Annotated in this window: 21 protein-coding genes and 1 pseudogene; 1 reads left to right on the top strand and 21 read right to left on the bottom strand. The window is 26.2% G+C overall.

Annotation, left to right across the window (positions count from 1 at the left end; all coding sequences use genetic code 11):
• Nucleotides 1–7: 7 nt before the first annotated feature.
• The 11 genes from KMP12_RS02495 to phnC form a co-directional block, all read right to left on the bottom strand.
• Entirely contained in the window at nucleotides 8–283 is a 276-nt protein-coding gene (locus KMP12_RS02495; protein ID WP_215756163.1) for a GroES family chaperonin, read from the bottom strand.
• A 97-nt stretch (nucleotides 284–380) separates the two neighbouring features.
• Nucleotides 381–584 (bottom strand): trp RNA-binding attenuation protein MtrB, encoded by a 204-nt coding sequence (gene mtrB / locus KMP12_RS02490; protein ID WP_215756162.1) that lies wholly within the window; start codon nucleotides 582–584, stop codon nucleotides 381–383.
• A gap of 14 nt (nucleotides 585–598) precedes the next feature.
• Nucleotides 599–1,159 carry a GTP cyclohydrolase I FolE gene (gene folE / locus KMP12_RS02485; protein ID WP_215756161.1) on the bottom strand — a complete coding sequence of 187 codons (561 nt, stop codon included), beginning with the start codon at nucleotides 1,157–1,159 and terminating at the stop codon, nucleotides 599–601.
• A 55-nt stretch (nucleotides 1,160–1,214) separates the two neighbouring features.
• The gene (locus KMP12_RS02480) at nucleotides 1,215–1,487 is read right to left on the bottom strand and encodes an HU family DNA-binding protein (RefSeq protein WP_215756160.1); all 273 of its coding nucleotides are present in this window, start codon (nucleotides 1,485–1,487) and stop codon (nucleotides 1,215–1,217) included.
• Between the two features lie 110 nt (nucleotides 1,488–1,597).
• Nucleotides 1,598–2,611, bottom strand: coding sequence for an NAD(P)H-dependent glycerol-3-phosphate dehydrogenase (locus KMP12_RS02475; RefSeq protein ID WP_215756233.1), 1,014 nt, complete (start codon nucleotides 2,609–2,611; stop codon nucleotides 1,598–1,600).
• Between the two features lie 84 nt (nucleotides 2,612–2,695).
• Entirely contained in the window at nucleotides 2,696–4,015 is a 1,320-nt protein-coding gene (der, locus tag KMP12_RS02470; RefSeq protein WP_215756159.1) for a ribosome biogenesis GTPase Der, read from the bottom strand.
• 87 nt (nucleotides 4,016–4,102) lie between these two features.
• Nucleotides 4,103–5,305: a 30S ribosomal protein S1 gene (gene rpsA / locus KMP12_RS02465; RefSeq protein WP_215756158.1), complete on the bottom strand. Its 1,203-nt coding sequence runs from the start codon at nucleotides 5,303–5,305 to the stop codon at nucleotides 4,103–4,105.
• Nucleotides 5,306–5,387: 82 nt separating this feature from the next.
• Nucleotides 5,388–6,116, bottom strand: coding sequence for a tRNA (guanosine(37)-N1)-methyltransferase TrmD (trmD, locus tag KMP12_RS02460; RefSeq protein ID WP_215756157.1), 729 nt, complete (start codon nucleotides 6,114–6,116; stop codon nucleotides 5,388–5,390).
• The gene (gene rimM / locus KMP12_RS02455; protein WP_215756156.1) at nucleotides 6,116–6,625 is read right to left on the bottom strand and encodes a ribosome maturation factor RimM; all 510 of its coding nucleotides are present in this window, start codon (nucleotides 6,623–6,625) and stop codon (nucleotides 6,116–6,118) included. Before rimM ends, trmD begins: the two co-directional genes overlap by 1 nt.
• Nucleotides 6,626–6,634: 9 nt before the next feature.
• Nucleotides 6,635–8,191, bottom strand: a complete 1,557-nt coding sequence (locus KMP12_RS02450; RefSeq protein WP_215756155.1) for a PhnE/PtxC family ABC transporter permease — start codon at nucleotides 8,189–8,191, stop codon at nucleotides 6,635–6,637.
• On the bottom strand, nucleotides 8,166–8,903 hold the full coding sequence (gene phnC / locus KMP12_RS02445) for a phosphonate ABC transporter ATP-binding protein (RefSeq protein WP_215756154.1): 738 nt from the start codon (nucleotides 8,901–8,903) through the stop codon (nucleotides 8,166–8,168). The genes KMP12_RS02450 and phnC overlap by 26 nt, the downstream gene beginning before the upstream one ends.
• Before the next feature lie 132 nt (nucleotides 8,904–9,035).
• Here phnC and KMP12_RS02440 point away from each other — a divergent pair, with 132 nt between their 5' ends.
• Entirely contained in the window at nucleotides 9,036–9,482 is a 447-nt protein-coding gene (locus tag KMP12_RS02440) for a nucleoside 2-deoxyribosyltransferase (protein ID WP_215756153.1), read from the top strand.
• Between the two features lie 27 nt (nucleotides 9,483–9,509).
• Here the strand turns inward: KMP12_RS02440 and ptsP are convergent, their stop codons facing one another.
• From ptsP to KMP12_RS02390, 10 genes and pseudogenes are all read right to left on the bottom strand, one after another.
• Complete coding sequence (gene ptsP / locus KMP12_RS02435; protein ID WP_215756152.1) at nucleotides 9,510–11,222, bottom strand: phosphoenolpyruvate--protein phosphotransferase; 1,713 nt, start codon at nucleotides 11,220–11,222, stop codon at nucleotides 9,510–9,512.
• Between the two features lies 1 nt (nucleotide 11,223).
• Nucleotides 11,224–11,487 (bottom strand): phosphocarrier protein HPr, encoded by a 264-nt coding sequence (locus tag KMP12_RS02430; RefSeq protein WP_215756151.1) that lies wholly within the window; start codon nucleotides 11,485–11,487, stop codon nucleotides 11,224–11,226.
• A gap of 274 nt (nucleotides 11,488–11,761) precedes the next feature.
• Nucleotides 11,762–12,508: an epoxyqueuosine reductase QueH gene (locus KMP12_RS02425; protein ID WP_215756150.1), complete on the bottom strand. Its 747-nt coding sequence runs from the start codon at nucleotides 12,506–12,508 to the stop codon at nucleotides 11,762–11,764.
• A complete protein-coding gene (gene ruvB / locus KMP12_RS02420; protein ID WP_215756149.1) occupies nucleotides 12,505–13,506 on the bottom strand; it encodes a Holliday junction branch migration DNA helicase RuvB in 1,002 nt (333 codons plus the stop codon). Before ruvB ends, KMP12_RS02425 begins: the two co-directional genes overlap by 4 nt.
• Before the next feature lie 24 nt (nucleotides 13,507–13,530).
• Entirely contained in the window at nucleotides 13,531–14,109 is a 579-nt protein-coding gene (ruvA, locus tag KMP12_RS02415) for a Holliday junction branch migration protein RuvA (protein WP_215756148.1), read from the bottom strand.
• Nucleotides 14,110–14,198: 89 nt separating this feature from the next.
• The gene (gene lspA / locus KMP12_RS02410) at nucleotides 14,199–14,648 is read right to left on the bottom strand and encodes a signal peptidase II (protein ID WP_252344671.1); all 450 of its coding nucleotides are present in this window, start codon (nucleotides 14,646–14,648) and stop codon (nucleotides 14,199–14,201) included.
• On the bottom strand, nucleotides 14,645–15,301 hold the full coding sequence (gene nth / locus KMP12_RS02405; protein ID WP_215756147.1) for an endonuclease III: 657 nt from the start codon (nucleotides 15,299–15,301) through the stop codon (nucleotides 14,645–14,647). Before nth ends, lspA begins: the two co-directional genes overlap by 4 nt.
• Nucleotides 15,282–15,806: a DnaD domain protein gene (locus KMP12_RS02400; RefSeq protein WP_215756146.1), complete on the bottom strand. Its 525-nt coding sequence runs from the start codon at nucleotides 15,804–15,806 to the stop codon at nucleotides 15,282–15,284. Before KMP12_RS02400 ends, nth begins: the two co-directional genes overlap by 20 nt.
• Nucleotide 15,807: 1 nt before the next feature.
• The gene (gene asnS, locus KMP12_RS02395) at nucleotides 15,808–17,094 is read right to left on the bottom strand and encodes an asparagine--tRNA ligase (protein ID WP_215756145.1); all 1,287 of its coding nucleotides are present in this window, start codon (nucleotides 17,092–17,094) and stop codon (nucleotides 15,808–15,810) included.
• 69 nt (nucleotides 17,095–17,163) lie between these two features.
• Nucleotides 17,164–17,624 (bottom strand): annotated as a pseudogene (locus KMP12_RS02390) (hypothetical protein); the annotation flags it as partial.

The following is a 17,624-nucleotide window of genomic DNA, read 5'->3' as shown; positions in this document are numbered from 1 at the left end:
CTCTAAATTATTCTATTATTGCTAATAATTCTTCTTCGTTTAATACATAATATTTTTCGTTTTTATAATCAACTTCTTTAAAATTATCTGAAAATATTACTTTATCTCCTATTTTTAATTCTCCTCCGTTTTCTACCGATAAAACACTCGCTTCACCTATTGCAAAAACTTCTCCTATATTAACTTGTGAATTTTTTTGAAACGACACTATAATTCCATTCTGTGTTTTTTCTTCTTCTTCAAATTTTTTTAATATAACATTGTCAAATATTGGTTTTATCATAATTTTCTCCTTTAGATTTTCATAAATAATATAATAAATCAATTATTTTAAAAAGTCAATTTAACAGAAAACAAAAAAGCATTGTCTATGCAATGCATTAATCTGAAATAATTGGGTCTAAGTTAGATATTATTCTAGCTTTTCCTGAAATTTTAAAATTCACTATGTTTTCTTGTAAGTTCAACAATAAAACTTCTCCCTTGTTAATAATTTCTAAAATTTCTTCATTATTAACTTTTTTTGTAATTACTTTAACATTATTTTCTTCTGCTCTTATAATAATATAATTAAATTTTTCCATTTTAAATTACCAGTTTATAATTTTATTTTATACTCTATATCTTTAGTTAAAGATAAATTTTCTTTAAAAATTCCTGTTTTTTTACTTGTAACTGTCTTAGAACCTATTTTTTTTATACCCCTCATTGCCATACACATATGCTCTGCTTCTATTATAACATATACGCCTTTAGGCTTTAATTGTTCTTCTATTGCATTTGCAATCATAAGAGTCATATCTTCTTGTATTTGCAATCTTTTGCTTGCACTTTCTACTAATCTTGCTAATTTACTTAAGCCCGTTATTTTTTTATTGTTGGGTATATAGGCTATGTGGCAAACACCAAAAAATGGTAACATGTGATGCTCGCATAAAGAGTAAAAACCTATATCTTTAACTAAAATTGCTTCATCATTATCAGATTCAAAAAAAGTATTTATTTCTAATTTTGGGTCTACTCCTGTGTGTGATAATAATTCTTCATACATATTTATACATCTTTTAGGAGTATCTAACAGTCCAGCTCTTTCAGTATCTTCTCCTATATTTTCAAGAAGTTTTTTTATTAATTTTATTGATTCTTCTTTCTTTTTCAAATCAATCTCCTTATAAAAAAAGTTACCAATAAAAATATTAGTAACTTTAATTTTATTATTTTACAGCGTCTTTAAGTGATTTACCTGCTTTAAATGCAGGTGCTTTGCTTGGTGCTATCTCTATAACTTCATTAGTTTGTGGGTTGCGACCTTTACGAGCTGCTCTTTCTCTAACTTCAAAGTTACCAAATCCAATAATTTGAATTTTTTCACCCTTTGCTAAAGTTTCTTCTACCGTAGATACAAAAGCTTCAATAGCTACAGCAACTTGTTTTTTTTGCAATCCTGATTTTTCAGCAACTTTTGCGATTAATTCCGATTTATTCATTAATAAATATCCTCCATGTATTGATATAATGGTGCTTGCCATTTTACTTATTAAATATTACCACAATAATATTATTTTAGCAAGTCTTTATTTTAAAATATTACAAATTTTTATTCGAATTTATTTAATTCTAAAGAAGTAATTCCTGACATTAAATTTTTTGAACATTCTTTAACGTCAAGCCCTTCATATAAGACTTTATAAATATTTTCTGTTATAGGCATATAGACATCATATTTTTTTGATAAAAGGTAACAAACTTTTGTAGTTAAAACTCCCTCTGCTACCATATCTAATTTTTTAATAGCTTCTTCTAGTGAAAAACCTCTACCTATTAATAAGCCACAATTGTAATTTCGAGAGTGTTTAGAGGTACAAGTTACAACAAGATCTCCTATTCCACTTAAACCTAAAAACGTTAATTCTTTAGCGCCAAGTTTTTTCCCCATTCTTGTTATTTCTATTAAACCTCTTGTTAGCAGTGCGGCTTTAGCATTATCTCCTAAATTCAAACCATCAATTATTCCACAACCAACAGCTATTATATTTTTTAAGGCTCCTCCGATTTCAACACCCACTGTATCTTCATTTACATATATTCTAAAATATTCATTTTGAAATATTTTTTGAGCTAAGGAAGTTAAATTTTTATCACTTGAGGCTATGGCAACTACTGTTGGATGTCTTAATATTAATTCTTCAGCATGAGAAGGACCACTTAAAACTCCAACTCCTTTTAGCTTATTTTTATCTATAACTTCTTTTATAACTTCAGACATTCTATAATTGGTTTCAATTTCTAATCCTTTTGAAACGTGAATTATATATTTTGGATTATTTAAATATTTGTTAATTTGCTTGCAAATTTCTCTCATTGCTTTTGTTGGAACTGCAACAACAATCACTTCACCAAACTCAACTACTTCTTTAATGTTTGAGCTTGCTTTAAGAGAAGCTGGTAATTTTATATTTTTAAGATATCTTTTATTTGTATTATGTATATTAATTTCATTTTCTGTATTTTTATCACGAGAATAAATTAAGCATTCGTGATTATTATCGATTATAGCTTGGGATAAAGCAGTACCCCAACTTCCAGAACCTATTACTGAAACTTTCATTATTTTGCTCCCAACTTAATAATATAATCTAAAAATATTATAGCAAATTTTTAATCTTAATTCACTAAAAATATTAAGTTATTGATTTTAATTTCTTTTTCTTGTTAATAATTTTATTGGTGTCCCTTCAAAACAGAAAGCGTCTCTTATCCTATTTTCAAGGAATCTCTCGTATGAGAAATGCATTAATTCAGGATAATTGACAAAAAATACAAAAGTAGGTGGATTAATAGCAACTTGAGAAGCATAAAATATATTTAATCTTTTGCCCTTATCTTGCGGAGTAGGATTCATAGTTACAGCATCTACAACTACTTCATTTAATGTTGATGATTGTATTCTTCTGTGTCGATTTTCATAAGATTCTTTTATTAATGAAAATAAATTAAATACTCTTTGTTTTGTTTTTGCAGAAACAAAAATTATTTTTGCATAGTCTAAATAAGAGAAATTATCTCTAATCTTTTCCTCAAATTCTTTCATTGTTTTATCATCTTTTTTTATAGCATCCCATTTATTTACAACTATTATTACTCCCTTACCAGATTCGTGAGCGTAACCTGCTATTTTTTTGTCTTGCTCGATTATTCCTTCTTCTGCATTTATGACAACCAAGACGATATCTGACCTTTCAATAGCTTTTAAAGACCTAAGAACTGAATATTTTTCACATGATTCATATACTTTTCCTCTTTTTCTAATTCCAGCAGTATCAATTACTACATATTCTTCACCATTATATTTAAAATCACTATCAATGGCATCTCTTGTTGTTCCTGCTATTTCTGAAGCGATAACTCTATCTTTACCTAGTATAGCATTTATTAAACTTGATTTTCCGACATTTGGTCTTCCTATAAGTGAAAATCTTATTTTATTATCTTCTTCATCTTCTTCCATATTCAAATTATTTTTATAAAGAATTTTACAAACAGCATCTAGTAAATCACCCAACCCTAAACCATGCGAACCAGATATTGGATATGGGTCACCAAAACCTAAAGAATAAAAGTCATAAATCATATAGTTCATATCAAAATTATCAATTTTGTTTACTGCTAAAATTACTGGCTTATCTGTTTTATATAATAATTTTGCAACTTCTTCGTCATCAGGGGTTATCCCATCTCTACCATTTGTTAAAAATATTATAAGGTCTGCTTCGTCAATAGCTAGTTCAGCTTGAGCCCTAATTTGTTTTTGGAAAGGTTTATTTTCTATTTCTATTCCTCCTGTATCTATTAAAAAGAAAGAATAGTTTAACCATTCAGCCTTAGAATATATCCTATCTCTAGTTACGCCTGCCACGTCTTCAACTATAGAAAGTCTATCACCTATAATTCTATTAAAAATTGTAGATTTCCCCACATTTGGTCTTCCTATTATTGCAACTGTTGGTTTTGTCATAATTTTACCTCCTATTCTAATATTAACAAAAAATAATAGTAATAGAGTAGGATTAATCTATTACTATTAATTTTATTTATTAATGAATTATTGCAAAACATTAAATTTATCAGCTAAACTATATTCTGTATCTTCTGTTTTTAGATAAGTAGTATCAAATTCTTCTTCTTTATCTTCTACTTTAACAGGTTTTTCTTGTAGTGCTTTTATTGATAAAGATAATCTTTCTTTATCAAAGTCAACATCTAATACTTTTACTTTAACAATATCATCTTGTTTTAGAACGTTAGAAACTTTTTCTACTCTTTCATGTGAAATTTGAGATATATGTACCAAGCCTTCTACACCTGAAGCAACTTCTACAAAAACACCAAAATCAGTAATGTTTCTAACTTTTCCTTCTAAAGCATCTCCAACTGAAATATTTGCACGAGCAATTTCCCATTGTGTAGGTAATAATGCTTTTATTGATAAAGCTACTTTAACATTTTCTCTATCTAAATCTATAACAATAACTTTTACAGTGTCGCCGATATTTAGCACGTCAGTTATATTTTCAAATCTAGTATGTGAAATTTCTGAAATATGAACTAAACCGTCTATTTCTCCAATATTTACAAATACACCAAAGTTAGTAATTCTTCTAACTTTTCCTTCTAAAACATCTCCAACATTTATTTCTGAAAATATCTTGTCTAATTTTTTAGTTTTTTCTTCTTCTAAAATAACTTTTCTATTTAAAATTATTCTTCCTTTTGACTTATCAACTACTTCAATTTTAAAAGTATATTCTTTGTTTAAATGATTTGATAAGTTTTTAGTGAATTTAGTATCTATTAGTGAAGCTGGTACAAATGCTCTTATACCTTTTAAGTTTGAGATTAATCCACCTTTTGTTAATGCTGATATTTCAGCATTAACAAATTCACCTTTTTCAAATTTTTCAATTATTTCTTCCCAATTTAATTCAAGTAATTTTTTATATTCTTGATTTTCAATAGCTTTTCTTGAAAGATATATAATTCCTGGAACTTCTTCTTCTCTTTTTTCTCTATCTATTCTTACACCTGTTACAATAGTCTCTACTTCTTGACCAACTGAAAGAACTTCTGCTATTTCTTGAACAAATTTTCTAGAAACTTGATTTTTTAATATAACACAGTCATATTGAGCCCCTTTTACATCAACATAAGCCTTATCAGCATCTATCCTATATATAGTTCCTCTTACTCTATCACCTTTCTTTAACATTTCTGTACTATTTAATAATTCCTCAAATGAAGCCGTCATGTTACTTCTTTGTCCTCCTGTTACTCCAATACTAAAATATATTATACAATAAATTAATTATAATGTCACTAATTTTAGCATTTTATTGCTTATATTTTTTTATTTCTTCAAGCATTTTTATCTGATCTTCATCTAATCTATAATTTTTTAATAAATCAGGTCTTCTTAGATATGTTCTTTTAAGACTTTCATACATTCTATATTTTTCAATATTTTTATGGTGCCCAGATAATAATATTTCTGGAACTTCCATCCCTTTAAAATTTTGTGGTCTTGTGTACTGAGGATATTCTAATAAACCAGTAGAAAATGAATCATTTTTATGTGATTCTTCTTTCCCTAACACATTTGGAATTAATCGTGATATACTGTCTATCATAGTCATTGCAGCTAATTCTCCTCCAGTTAAAATAAAATCTCCAATAGATAATTCATCTGTAACTAAAAATTCTCTTATTCTTTCATCATACCCTTCATAATGTCCACAAATAAAAATCAAATGTTCTTCTTTTGATAATTCTTCTGCTTTTTTTTGGTCAAACCTATCTCCTTGAGGGCAAAGTAATATTATTCTACTGTTTTTTGATTTATTTAAACTTTCAACAGCATTAAATATTGGTTCTGGTTTTAAAACCATTCCTTCTCCTCCCCCAAAAGGATAATCATCTACCTGTTTGTGTTTATTATTTGCATAATTTCTAAAATCAAGAGTATTAATTTCTAATATATTTTTATTTTTTGCTCTTCCTAAAATTGAATGGTTAAGACTGTCAAACATATCAGGAAAAAGAGTTAAAATATCTATTTTCATTAATCTAATAGCCCTTCCATTACTTCTATAAAAATTTTTTTATTATTTATATCAATTTCTTTAACAACATCATCAATATAAGGAATTAAATATTCTTTTCCTAAATTATTACTAACAACCCAAACATCATTTGCTCCTGTTTGCAATATTTCAATGATTTCTCCTATTTCATTATTATCATCTCGATAAACTTTACAGCCTATTATTTCATAAAAATAATATTCGCCATCTTCTAAATCTTCTAAAAATTCCTCATCTATTTTTAGTTGTAAGTTTTTAAATTTTTCTGCTTCTTCTATACTATTAATTCCTTCAAATTTAACTAGATAAGCTCCCTTGTGTTCTCTTGCTACTTCTACTACTACCTCTTTTATAGTTTGATTACTCTTTGTTATTACTAACTTAGAACCCGGCTTTAATCTATTCTCTATAAAGTCACTGCTAGATATTATTTTTAATTCTCCTTTCAAGGCATGTGTATTTACTATTTTCCCTACTTTTAATCTCATTATTTACTTCTATGTTTTTATCCTTTCTCTTATTATATTTGATAAATTTTCAACAATAATAATAGATAAGCAAAGTACAATTAATATTGTTGAAGTTTTATTCCAATTCCTAAATTCTATATTATTTATAAGTAATTGACCTATGCCTCCAGCACCTACCATACCTAAAATAGTTGAATTTTTTATATTCATTTCAAACCTATACAGATATATTGATAAAAATTCTGGGAAGCAGCCTTTTAATATAATATTTTTATAACCTGAAAATTTTGATATTCCCATACTTTTAATCGACAGAAAAATATTGTTATCAATATTTTCTAAGACTTCTCCAAACATTTTAGTCATTATTCCTACTGTGTAAAAATAAAGTGCAAAAAAACTACTTAAATAACCAGGCCCAAATCCCCTAAAAAATATTATTGCTACAATTATTGGCGGTATTGTTCTGAATATATTTATTATAATTTTAAAAATCAAGGAAGAAAATATGTTTGATAATCTTGCTACATAAAAATAAGTTATCAATACTGTTGTAGTTGCAGCCAAAGCTGTTGAAGAAAAAGCGACTATAAAACTATCCAACAAAGCTCGTAAAGCTTTTATCAAATATGAAAAATCTGGTTGTAATAATCCAAATAACATATTTTTTAAATTTACTAGTCCAATTTTTATTCTATCTAAACCTATATTTAAGTAATTTGTACTTAAATATATACTTATAAATAAAATTAGAAGAAAAATAAAATTTATTTGAATATTTCTTCTATAATAATTATTTTTATTTACAAAATTAAATTTTTTACTTCTAAATAAATAGCTAATTAAGTCTATTAAAACTATTATTAAAATTAAAATTAAAATTATTAAAGAAACCCTATCATATCTGAGATGATTCAATTCTTTCCATAGCAATTGACCTATTCCTCCAGCACCTACAAGACCTAAAATACTTGCACCTCTTATATTAGATTCTAAAACTAAAAAAAATACACTTAAAATATTAGGTTTTAAATTTTCAAAAATGCCAACCTTATAAATTTTAAAGCGACCAAATCCTAAACTAACTAAAGAATCTATATGTTTTTTATTAATTTCTTCTGAATATTCTTTTAAAATTTTTGAAGATATTAAGATGCTTATTATGTATAAGCATAAGAATCCACTAAAATTCCCAACACTAAAAACACTAACCAATATAGAGGCGATGATTAATGATGGAATAGTTCTAAAAATAGAAAAAATTGCAGAAGTTATTTTTGGTATTGTTTTGTTTTCATAAAGCAAATTATTTTGTAATGGAAGTAGTAATAAGGTTGTAGCAACACCCAATATTGTAGATAGCAAAGCTATGAGTATAGTATTAAGTATTGGCTCATAAATAGCTGATACAAAATATAAATCCATAGGATAAAGTTTAGAAAAAAAACTATTAAGTCTTAATAAACTATTAACAAAATTATTAAAATCAAAAAAACTTATAATTGTAATTAGTGTTATAGCAAAAAAAGAAGTAATTTTAATATAATTTGTTTTTTTCTTATCTATATAATTCTGTAATTTCATTATCAGTTACATCCTCAGTATTTTTATAAAATAAAATATTTCCAGATTTAATACCTATTATTTTATGACTATATTTTTTAGCTATCTCTACATCATGTAAATTCATAAGAATAGTCATATTTTTTTTATTATTCAAAGTTGCAAATAAATTCATAATTTCTTCCGTATTTTTTATATCTAAACTACTAACAGGTTCGTCCGCTAATAATATTGATGGTTTTTGACATATAGCTTTTGCTATGGCCACTCTTTGTTTTTGACCTCCAGATAGATATTTAGATTTTATAAATGCTTCATTTGTTAAGCCAACCTTGTCTAAATATTTTAAGGCTAAATTGTACTCATCTTTTTTATAAATATTAAACAAGATTTCTACAATATTTTTATCTGATAAAAATGGAAGCATAACATTTTCTATGGTATATAAATTATCTAAGATGTTATAATCTTGAAATATAAAAGCTATTTTTTTTCTAATTTCATTTAAGTTACGATTATTTAAAGTATTTATATTTATTTCATCAATACTTATATAACCTGTAAAATTATTTAATTTATTAATACATCTTAGAAGTGTAGTTTTCCCTGCTCCACTTTTTCCTAAAATTACAACAAAATCACCCTCAGTAACATTAAAATTCAAGTTGTTTAAAACTTTTTTATTATTATAATTAACTGATAAATTTTTAACAATTAGTTTATTTTTATTCAAAAAAACACCTCCAAAATCTTAAAATATATTATAACATTTAATTAAATAATTTACACTGAATTTATTTACGAATATTGTAAAAAATAAATATTAATATTATAATTTACTTAGAAAATATTTTAGGAGGAATTTATGAAATTATATTTAGCTGGAGCTTTATTTAATGAAGCGGAAATTATGCAAAGATTAAAAGAAGGAAAGATATTAAAAGAAAAATTTGGAAATAATTTAGAAATATTTAATCCAATAGAACAACCTTTTAATGAAAATAAACAATCACTACCAAGCCCTGAAGAAATATTTAAGGTAGATACATTAGCAGTAAATAATTGTGATATTTTTCTAGCAGATATAACTAATGAAGATAGTGGAGTTATGGTAGAATTAGGTATTGCCATAGCTAACAATAAAAAAATAATCGCAATTAACTCTGACATTAGACTAAAATCTGCAAATAAATATTCTATACCTAGTTATGCAATTAATCATTATGTTTTGGGAGGAATATTGACAAAGGGAAAAATTGTTTTTTCATTTGAAGAGGCTCTTAAAGAAATTGAAAATATATTTAAAAAATAAGAATATAGGAAATATTTTCCCATATTCTTATTTTGTATATTCTTCTACTAAATCTAAAACTTCTTCGGTAGTAGAACATTGAATTGCTTTTTCTGCTAGTTCTTTCATTTTCGTTACTTCAAGATTTTTAATTTGACTTCTTGCTTGTAAGATTGAAGTTGCTGACATAGAAAATTCATCTAATCCCATTCCCAAAAGTAAAGGAATTGCAAGAGGATCTCCTCCCATTTCTCCACACATTCCAGTCCATTTACCTTCTTTATGAGAGGCTTCTATCACACTTTTAACTAATCTTAAAATTGCAGGATTGTATGGTTGGTATAGGTATGATACTTTTTCACTCATACGATCAGCTGCCATAGTATATTGAACAAGGTCATTAGTTCCTATTGAGAAGAAATCAACTTCTTTTGCAAATAAATCTGCAATAACCGCTGTTGATGGTATCTCTACCATTATTCCTAATTCAATTTCATCACTTACTCCTACACCTTCTGAAATCAATTTTTCTTTTTCTTCTAAGAATAGTGCTTTTGCATTACGGAATTCTTGAACAGTTGCAATCATAGGAAACATTAAACACAGTTTACCAAAAACCGAAGCTCTTAATAATGCTCTTAATTGTGTTCTAAATAAATCAGTATTATCTAAACAAAGTCTTATGGCTCTATATCCTAAAAATGGATTCATCTCTTTAGGTAAATCTAAATAAGGTAACTCCTTATCTCCGCCAATATCTAAAGTACGAACAACAACAGGTTTATCTCCCATTCCTTCTAAAACTGCTTTATAGGCTTCAAATTGTTCTTCTTCTGTTGGCAGTGAATCACGTCCCATGTATAAAAATTCTGTACGGTATAAACCAACAGCTTCGCCACCGTTATTTTTAACACCATCTAGGTCAGCAGGAGTTCCTATATTTGCAGCTAAAATTACTTCATGATCATCTTTACTAACAGTTTTTTCATTTAATAATTTAGCCCATTCTGCCTTTTTAGATTCAAAATCAGTTTCTTTTACTTTATAATTAGAAATTAATTCTTCTGAAGGATTAATTTCTACTATTCCGTTAAGACCATCTATTATTAGAAAATCTCCATTCTTTACTTGCTCCGTTATATTTCCCGTACCTACTACTGCAGGTATTTCTAAAGAACGAGCCATTATAGCTGAATGAGATGTGCGCCCTCCAATATTAGTTGCAAAACCTTTTACAAAATTTCTATTTAATTGAGCAGTATCAGACGGAGTTAAGTCTTCGGCTATAACAATAACTTCTTCTTCAATTAAACTTGGGTTTGGTAAATTAACACCCAACAAATAAGCAAGTAATCTCTTAGAAACATCTCTTATATCGGCTGCACGTTCTCTCATATAATCATTATCCATCGATTCAAACATATGAATAAACATATCGGAAGTTTCTTTTAAAGCATATTCTGCATTTATCTCTTTAGAAACAATATCCGTTCTAACTGTTCCCATAAATTCTGGGTCATCTAAAATCAGTAAATGGGCTTCAAAGATAGCCGCCTTATCTTCTCCAAGATTAACCAAGGCTTTATCTCTAATTATTTCTAATTCTTTTTTTGATAATTCTATCGCTGCATCGAAACGAGAAATTTCTTCTTCAGTATCTTGAATTTTTCTTTCGATTACTGTTAAATTTGGTTCAACAAAGATGTATGCTTTAGCAAAAGATATACCTTGTGATGCGGCAATACCTTTTAATTGTAACATACTATATTAATCCTTCTTTCTTCAATGTTTCTTCAATAGTATTCAGTGCTACTTCTTCATCTGAACCATCAGCATAGATTGTAACAACTGCATCTTTACCAACACCAAGACTCATAACACCCATTATTGATTTTAAATTAACTCTTCTTCCTTTAAATTCTAATTCGATATTAGATTCAAATTTAGAAGCTGCTTGCACCAAGAGTGTAGCTGGTCTGGCGTGTATTCCTGTTTCATCAACAATTTTATATTCTCTTTGTAACATAATAAAATTCTCCTTATATATTATATATTTTACATGATTATAATAGCACATACCTTTAATATTTACAAGTCTTTTACAAGTCATAAAAAGAAAAAATAATTTTTTTTAAGTAATTTTTTATATATTTTAAATCTTTATCGAGATATATATTATAAAATATTATCCCAGCCTTTATTTATAATTAAATTTTATTTTAAATATTAAAGTATTTAAAATAAAATTAAAATAGAATGCAAAATAATTATTTTACACTCTATAAACTTAAAAATATTTTTTACTTAATTAATGATTTGTATTCAAGATATTTTTCATGATTTTCATTAAATGCTTTAGCACTTTTATTAATTTCTTTTAAGTCTACTCCTTGCTTTATAGCTGCAAACACACAACCACAATAACATTGTCTATAAATATTATATTCATCACACATTTCAATAGACCTTTTATAACCATTATTTTTTTTAAAATCAGATGGTAGATAATATATAGAAATTTTTTCTTGTAGTTCGTAGCCACTTTCATTGATTACTTGTGCGTTTTTTTTGGGACTTAGAGTAAGGGCTGAAGCAAAATAATCAAAATTTAATTCTTGTGCTTTTTCTGCTGTACTGTTTAAACGCATTTCATAACATATATGACATCTTTCTCCACCCTCTTTTTCTTCTTCATAACCTCTTACTGCCTTTAAAAATTTACTTGGCTTGTATTCATCAAAAATAAATGAAACATTATTTCCTGTTTTTTTATTAAAATTATCAATAAAATCTTTTTGAACAAGCATTCTTTTAATATATTCTTCTTTGGGATGAATATTAGAATTTGAAAAAAATATTGTAATATCCGAAAATTTTGATAAATATTCTAAAACATAGGTGCTACATGGTGCACAACATGAATGTATTAATAATTTTGGTCTTATATTTTTTCTTTCCCATTCTTTTATTAATTCTTTTAAAACATTATCATAATTTATTTTTTGATTTTTATGTCTTGTATTTATAAATTGTTTACTATCTATCATTTAAAATTGTCCTCTTCTCCTAAATGTTTATAGGCTTTAAAAGTTGCTTTTCTTCCTCTAAGAGTTCTTTCAATAAATCCTTCTTTTACCAAATAAGGTTCATAAACATCTTCTATCGTTATACTTTCTTCTCCAATAGTTATCGCTATAGTTTCTAGTCCTACTGGTTTACCTTCATATCTTTTTACTAAACACTCAAGTATTTTATAATCAATATTGTCAAGTCCACTTGAATCTACCTGTAATAAATCTAATGAATTAATTGCTAATTCTTTTGTGATAATTCCCTCATTTTTTACTTGTGCAAAATCTCTTACCCTCTTTAAAAGTCTATTTGCTATACGAGGAGTTCCTCTTGACCTTTTAGCAATTTGATAGGTACTCATATCATCAATTTGGCAATCATATATATTGGCACTTCTTTTTAATATTTTTTGTAAATCATCACTATTATAAAATTCTAATCGACAGTGGACTCCAAACCTATCTCTTAAAGGAGCAGTCAAAGATCCAGCTCTAGTAGTTGCACCTATTAAAGTAAATGGAGGTAATTCTATCCTGACACTTCTTGAGTCTTCTCCTTTTCCTATAACTATATCTAGATAAAAATCTTCCATTGCTGAATATAAAATTTCTTCTATTGACCTAGTTATTCTATGAATTTCATCAATAAATAAAACATCTCCTGGTTCTAATGTTGTTAATATTGTTGCAAGGTCGCCAGATTTTTCTATACTAGGGCCAGATGTGTATTTAATATTTACTTCCATTTCATTTGCTATTACTGTTGCTAAAGTTGTTTTACCCAGTCCTGGAGGTCCATAAATTAAACAATGGTCTAAAACTTCATTTCTAATTTTTGCCGCTTTTATAAAAATTTCAAGATTTTCTTTTATTTTATCTTGACCTATATATTGTTTTAAAAATTTTGGTCTTAGTGATTGTTCATTTTCTTCTTCATAAGTATTTGATTGACTTGAAAGCAATCTATCATCCATTACAAAATTTATCCTTTCATTATATTATTTAACACTTATTAATAATTTTAATCCTTGTTTTACAAATTCATCTGCTGTTTTATATTCGTATAAAGATAATTGTTTTTCTATTTTTGATAATTCTTTTTTATTATACCCTAAAGCTTCTAAGGCTAAAATTGCATCTATTAATTCTTGATTTTTATTTGTATTGAAATTATTATCGTTTATAAAATCAATTTTACCTTTTAAATCTAAAATAATTTGTTGAGCTGATTTTTTACCTATACCAGGAAATTTAGTCATGTAATTAACATCAGATTTATCTATTGCTTCAATTATTTCATCACTTTTTGCTCCAGCTAAAATAGCTAAAGCACTTTTAGGACCAACGCCTTTTACCTTTAACAAAAGTAAAAAAACTTCCTTTTGTTCTTTTGTTTTAAATCCATATAGTGTATTTGAATCTTCACGTATTTGTTGGCTGATAAAAATAGTTACTTCTTCAGATATAGTATACTCATAAGGATTAGGAACTAAAATATCATATCCTATATAATTATTTTCTAAAATTATATTTTTGGGGCTTATTTCTGTTACAGTACCTTTTATATATGCGTACATTACTTTCTCCTAATTTAAAATATTACATTTTTAAATTATAACATATTATTTTTTAAATACAAAAATAGTTACGCAATTGCGTAACTATTTTAATCTTCATTATAAATTTTTATAGCTAATAACAAAACGCCTATACATATAAAAGTATCTGCAAAATTAAAAATTGGAAAATCATAACCAAATAAATTAAAATCTAAAAAATCAACAACTTCTCCTGTCCTAATTCTATCTATAAAATTACCAATAGCTCCACCTACTATAAGAGAAAATATTATATAATCAATTTTTTTAAATTTTTTTAAATTTTTAAATAAATAATAAAATATACTAATTAAAAATATTATAGTAATTGATATAAAGAATATTCTACTATTTTCTAATATTCCCCAAGCTGCTCCCCTATTTCTATGTGAAGTTATATAGAAAAAATTATTTATAATTTCTACACTTTCTCCTAAATTAAATTTTGTTAAAATTAAATATTTAGAAACTTGGTCTAGTAAAATTAAAATTATTGATATTATACTTACTATTATCATTCTTTTCTCCTATTTATTTTGTAGCTACAAATTTTATATAGTTCACAGCTACTACATTCTGGTTTTTTTGCCTTGCACTTATATCGCCCAAAATGTATTAGTTGATGATGTAATTTACTCCATTTATCTTTAGGAAATAATTTCATTAGCTTATATTCTACTTGTAAAGGAGAATCCGATTTTCTTGCAAATTTTAATCTTTTTGACACTCTCTCAACATGAGTATCAACCGCTATTGCTGGAATATTAAATCCTACTGACATAACAACATTGGCTGTTTTTCTTCCGACACCAGGTAATTTTATTAAATTTTCTAAATCATTTGGTATCGAATAGTTAAAATCTTCTCTTAACATTATAGCCATATTTTTTATATTTTTAGATTTTGCCTTGTATAGACCTAATGTTTTTATATAGTTTTCTATCTCAGCAACATCTGCATCAGCATAATCATCTATGGTTTTAAATCTATTAAATAATTCTGGTGTTGCTCTATTTACATATTCATCTTTGCATTGGGCTGACAATAAAACTGCTATTAAAAGTTCTAAATTATTAGAAAAGTTTAATTCACAATCAACATCAGGAAAAATTTCATCTAAGTATTCTTGAAAAAATTTTAGTTTGTCTTTCTTATTTATTGAGCCAGTCATAATTTAAAATATCGTCCTCATCTAAATCTTTGCTAATTTCTACGGGTTTATTATTCAAAATACCATTTACATAACTAATATTTTTAGATATTCTAAATGCCTCATTTATTTCTTCTTTTGTGAATTTTTTATCAATCCAAGAAGAAATAATATCCATTTCTTTTGAAGTTAATAATTTATTAACTATTTTTTCTGCTAGTAAGCAAAGTTCTTTCAAGGTGTAATATTTTTTATTTTGACTACCTATATTAAAAACTATGTACTTATTAGAGCTAAGCGAAACTATATTTTTAGAATAAAGCTTGTGGATATTGTTCATAAAAACTTCTTCTGGAATTGACAATTCTGCGGAAAAATTTTTAACATTAAATTGTCTTGTTCCTTGTTGAGAAATATAATTTAGTTGTAGTAAGAAAAATGCTTCTTCTTTAGTTAAATTGTATTTAGAGTAATTAAGTAAAAAATCCTGTTCAACAAACAATCCTTTAAAATCAACATTTTGCATTTTATGGTAACAACCTATTTAACAATCTAGGGAATGGAATTGTTTCTCGAACATGACCGTTGCCAGTAATCCAAGCAACTGTTCTTTCTAATCCAAGACCAAATCCTGAATGTTCTACTGAACCGTATTTTCTCAAGTCTAAATACCAACTATAAGCATCTAAATTCAAATTATGATTTTTTATATTTTCTAATAAGACATCATAATTATCTTCACGCTGAGAACCACCTATAATCTCTCCGTATCCTTCAGGTGCAATTAAATCGGCACAAAGAACAGTTCCTTTATTTACTTTGTCTTCTTTCATATAAAAAGGTTTTATATCTTTAGGCCAATGCGTAATAAAAACTGGCTTTTTATATGAATTAGCTATAAATGTTTCATGAGGAGAGCCGAAATCTTCTCCATATTCTATATCATCAAAACCGTTTTCTTTTAAAAGTGCTATCGCATCTTTATACTTAATACGAGGGAAGGCTCCAGTTGCAGATTTAAGCGATTCAATATCTCTTCCTAAAATTTTTAATTCTTTTTCATTTTTGTTAATAACATCGTTAATTAAATAATTAACATATTTTTCTTGAACTTGTAAACTTTCATCATGATTACAAAATGCCATTTCAGGTTCTATCATCCAAAACTCTATTAAATGACGACGAGTTTTAGATTTTTCAGCACGAAAAGTTGGACCAAAAGAATAAACTTTTCCAAATGACATAGCACACGCCTCCATGTAAAGCTGACCAGATTGAGAAAGATATGCTTCTTCTTCAAAATATTTAGTATTAAATAATTCTGTTGTTCCTTCTGGGGCTAAAGATGTTAAAATAGGTGGATCTAGTTTTAAAAATCCTTCTTTTTCAAAAAAATCATAAGTAGATTTTATAATTTGATTTCTTATTTTTAAAATAGTGTGTTGCTTTTTAGACCTAATCCACAAGTGGCGACTATCTGCTAAAAAGTCTACACCATGCTCTTTAGGAGTTATAGGATAATCCGTAGCAATACTAATAACTTTGAAATCAGATATTTCAAGCTCTATACCTGATAACTCTCTAACATTTTCTTTAATTATTCCTGTAACTTCTAGTGATGTTTCTTGTGTTAAGTGTCTTAATTCTTGATATTTTTGCTCACCTAAAGTTTCTTTTAAAGCAACTCCTTGTATAAATCCAGCTCCGTATCTCAACTGGAAGAAAGCAATTTTACCACTACTTCTTTTATTTGCTATCCAAGCACCAAGTTTTACTTCTTCACCAATTTTTTCATTCAAATTATTGATATTCACAACATTTTCTCCTTCTTTGTAAACTAAATTAATTATAATATATCAAATTTTAAATTACAATTAATATTTTCAATTATTTATTTCATATATTTCATCAAATAAATTTTCTATATATTTTTTATAGTATATTATAGAATTATCAGCATAACATATATAGTCTAAATTAGTATTTTTTTCTAAATCTTTATATAAATCATGGAAACTACTATAATAAGAATAATTTTTGTATCTAACACTACTTTTTTTATTCCTAAAAGAATAAGCAATATCTTTACTAATTTCATTATTAAATACATATAATTTTTTTCTAGAAAAGTTTTTTGAATTTGCTATTTCTTTTACACTATTTATTTTTTTTATTTTTAATATATTATCTGTATTTTTTATAAAGTATATTTTTTTGTTATAAAATTTATTTATGATTAATTTTTCTTTTTTTAGGTTATTATATTTTAAATAAAAAGAATTAGGATTATTTATTATTTCAAATTTATAATATCCCATATTAGAAAAATTTAAAATAAAATATA

The sequence above is a fragment of the Gemella sp. zg-1178 genome, from assembly GCF_018790995.1.
Taxonomy (GTDB): domain Bacteria; phylum Bacillota; class Bacilli; order Staphylococcales; family Gemellaceae; genus Gemelliphila.
The sequence above is the reverse complement of the archived record's forward strand: the minus strand, read 5'-3'. Positions and strand labels throughout refer to the sequence as shown.

Bases quoted from the DNA above. Each gene is read 5' to 3' on its own strand.
- KMP12_RS02495 (WP_215756163.1), bottom strand. From the start codon at position 283: ATGATAAAACCAATATTTGACAATGTTATATTAAAAAAATTTGAAGAA.
- mtrB (WP_215756162.1), bottom strand. From the start codon at position 584: ATGGAAAAATTTAATTATATTATTATAAGAGCAGAAGAAAATAATGTT.
- KMP12_RS02480 (WP_215756160.1), bottom strand. From the start codon at position 1,487: ATGAATAAATCGGAATTAATCGCAAAAGTTGCTGAAAAATCAGGATTG.
- der (WP_215756159.1), bottom strand. From the start codon at position 4,015: ATGACAAAACCAACAGTTGCAATAATAGGAAGACCAAATGTGGGGAAA.
- rpsA (WP_215756158.1), bottom strand. From the start codon at position 5,305: ATGACGGCTTCATTTGAGGAATTATTAAATAGTACAGAAATGTTAAAG.
- trmD (WP_215756157.1), bottom strand. From the start codon at position 6,116: ATGAAAATAGATATTTTAACTCTTTTTCCTGATATGTTTGACAGTCTT.
- rimM (WP_215756156.1), bottom strand. From the start codon at position 6,625: ATGAGATTAAAAGTAGGGAAAATAGTAAATACACATGCCTTGAAAGGA.
- KMP12_RS02450 (WP_215756155.1), bottom strand. From the start codon at position 8,191: ATGAAATTACAGAATTATATAGATAAGAAAAAAACAAATTATATTAAA.
- KMP12_RS02440 (WP_215756153.1), top strand. From the start codon at position 9,036: ATGAAATTATATTTAGCTGGAGCTTTATTTAATGAAGCGGAAATTATG.
- ptsP (WP_215756152.1), bottom strand. From the start codon at position 11,222: ATGTTACAATTAAAAGGTATTGCCGCATCACAAGGTATATCTTTTGCT.
- KMP12_RS02430 (WP_215756151.1), bottom strand. From the start codon at position 11,487: ATGTTACAAAGAGAATATAAAATTGTTGATGAAACAGGAATACACGCC.
- KMP12_RS02425 (WP_215756150.1), bottom strand. From the start codon at position 12,508: ATGATAGATAGTAAACAATTTATAAATACAAGACATAAAAATCAAAAA.
- ruvB (WP_215756149.1), bottom strand. From the start codon at position 13,506: ATGGATGATAGATTGCTTTCAAGTCAATCAAATACTTATGAAGAAGAA.
- ruvA (WP_215756148.1), bottom strand. From the start codon at position 14,109: ATGTACGCATATATAAAAGGTACTGTAACAGAAATAAGCCCCAAAAAT.
- lspA (WP_252344671.1), bottom strand. From the start codon at position 14,648: ATGATAATAGTAAGTATAATATCAATAATTTTAATTTTACTAGACCAA.
- nth (WP_215756147.1), bottom strand. From the start codon at position 15,301: ATGACTGGCTCAATAAATAAGAAAGACAAACTAAAATTTTTTCAAGAA.
- KMP12_RS02400 (WP_215756146.1), bottom strand. From the start codon at position 15,806: ATGCAAAATGTTGATTTTAAAGGATTGTTTGTTGAACAGGATTTTTTA.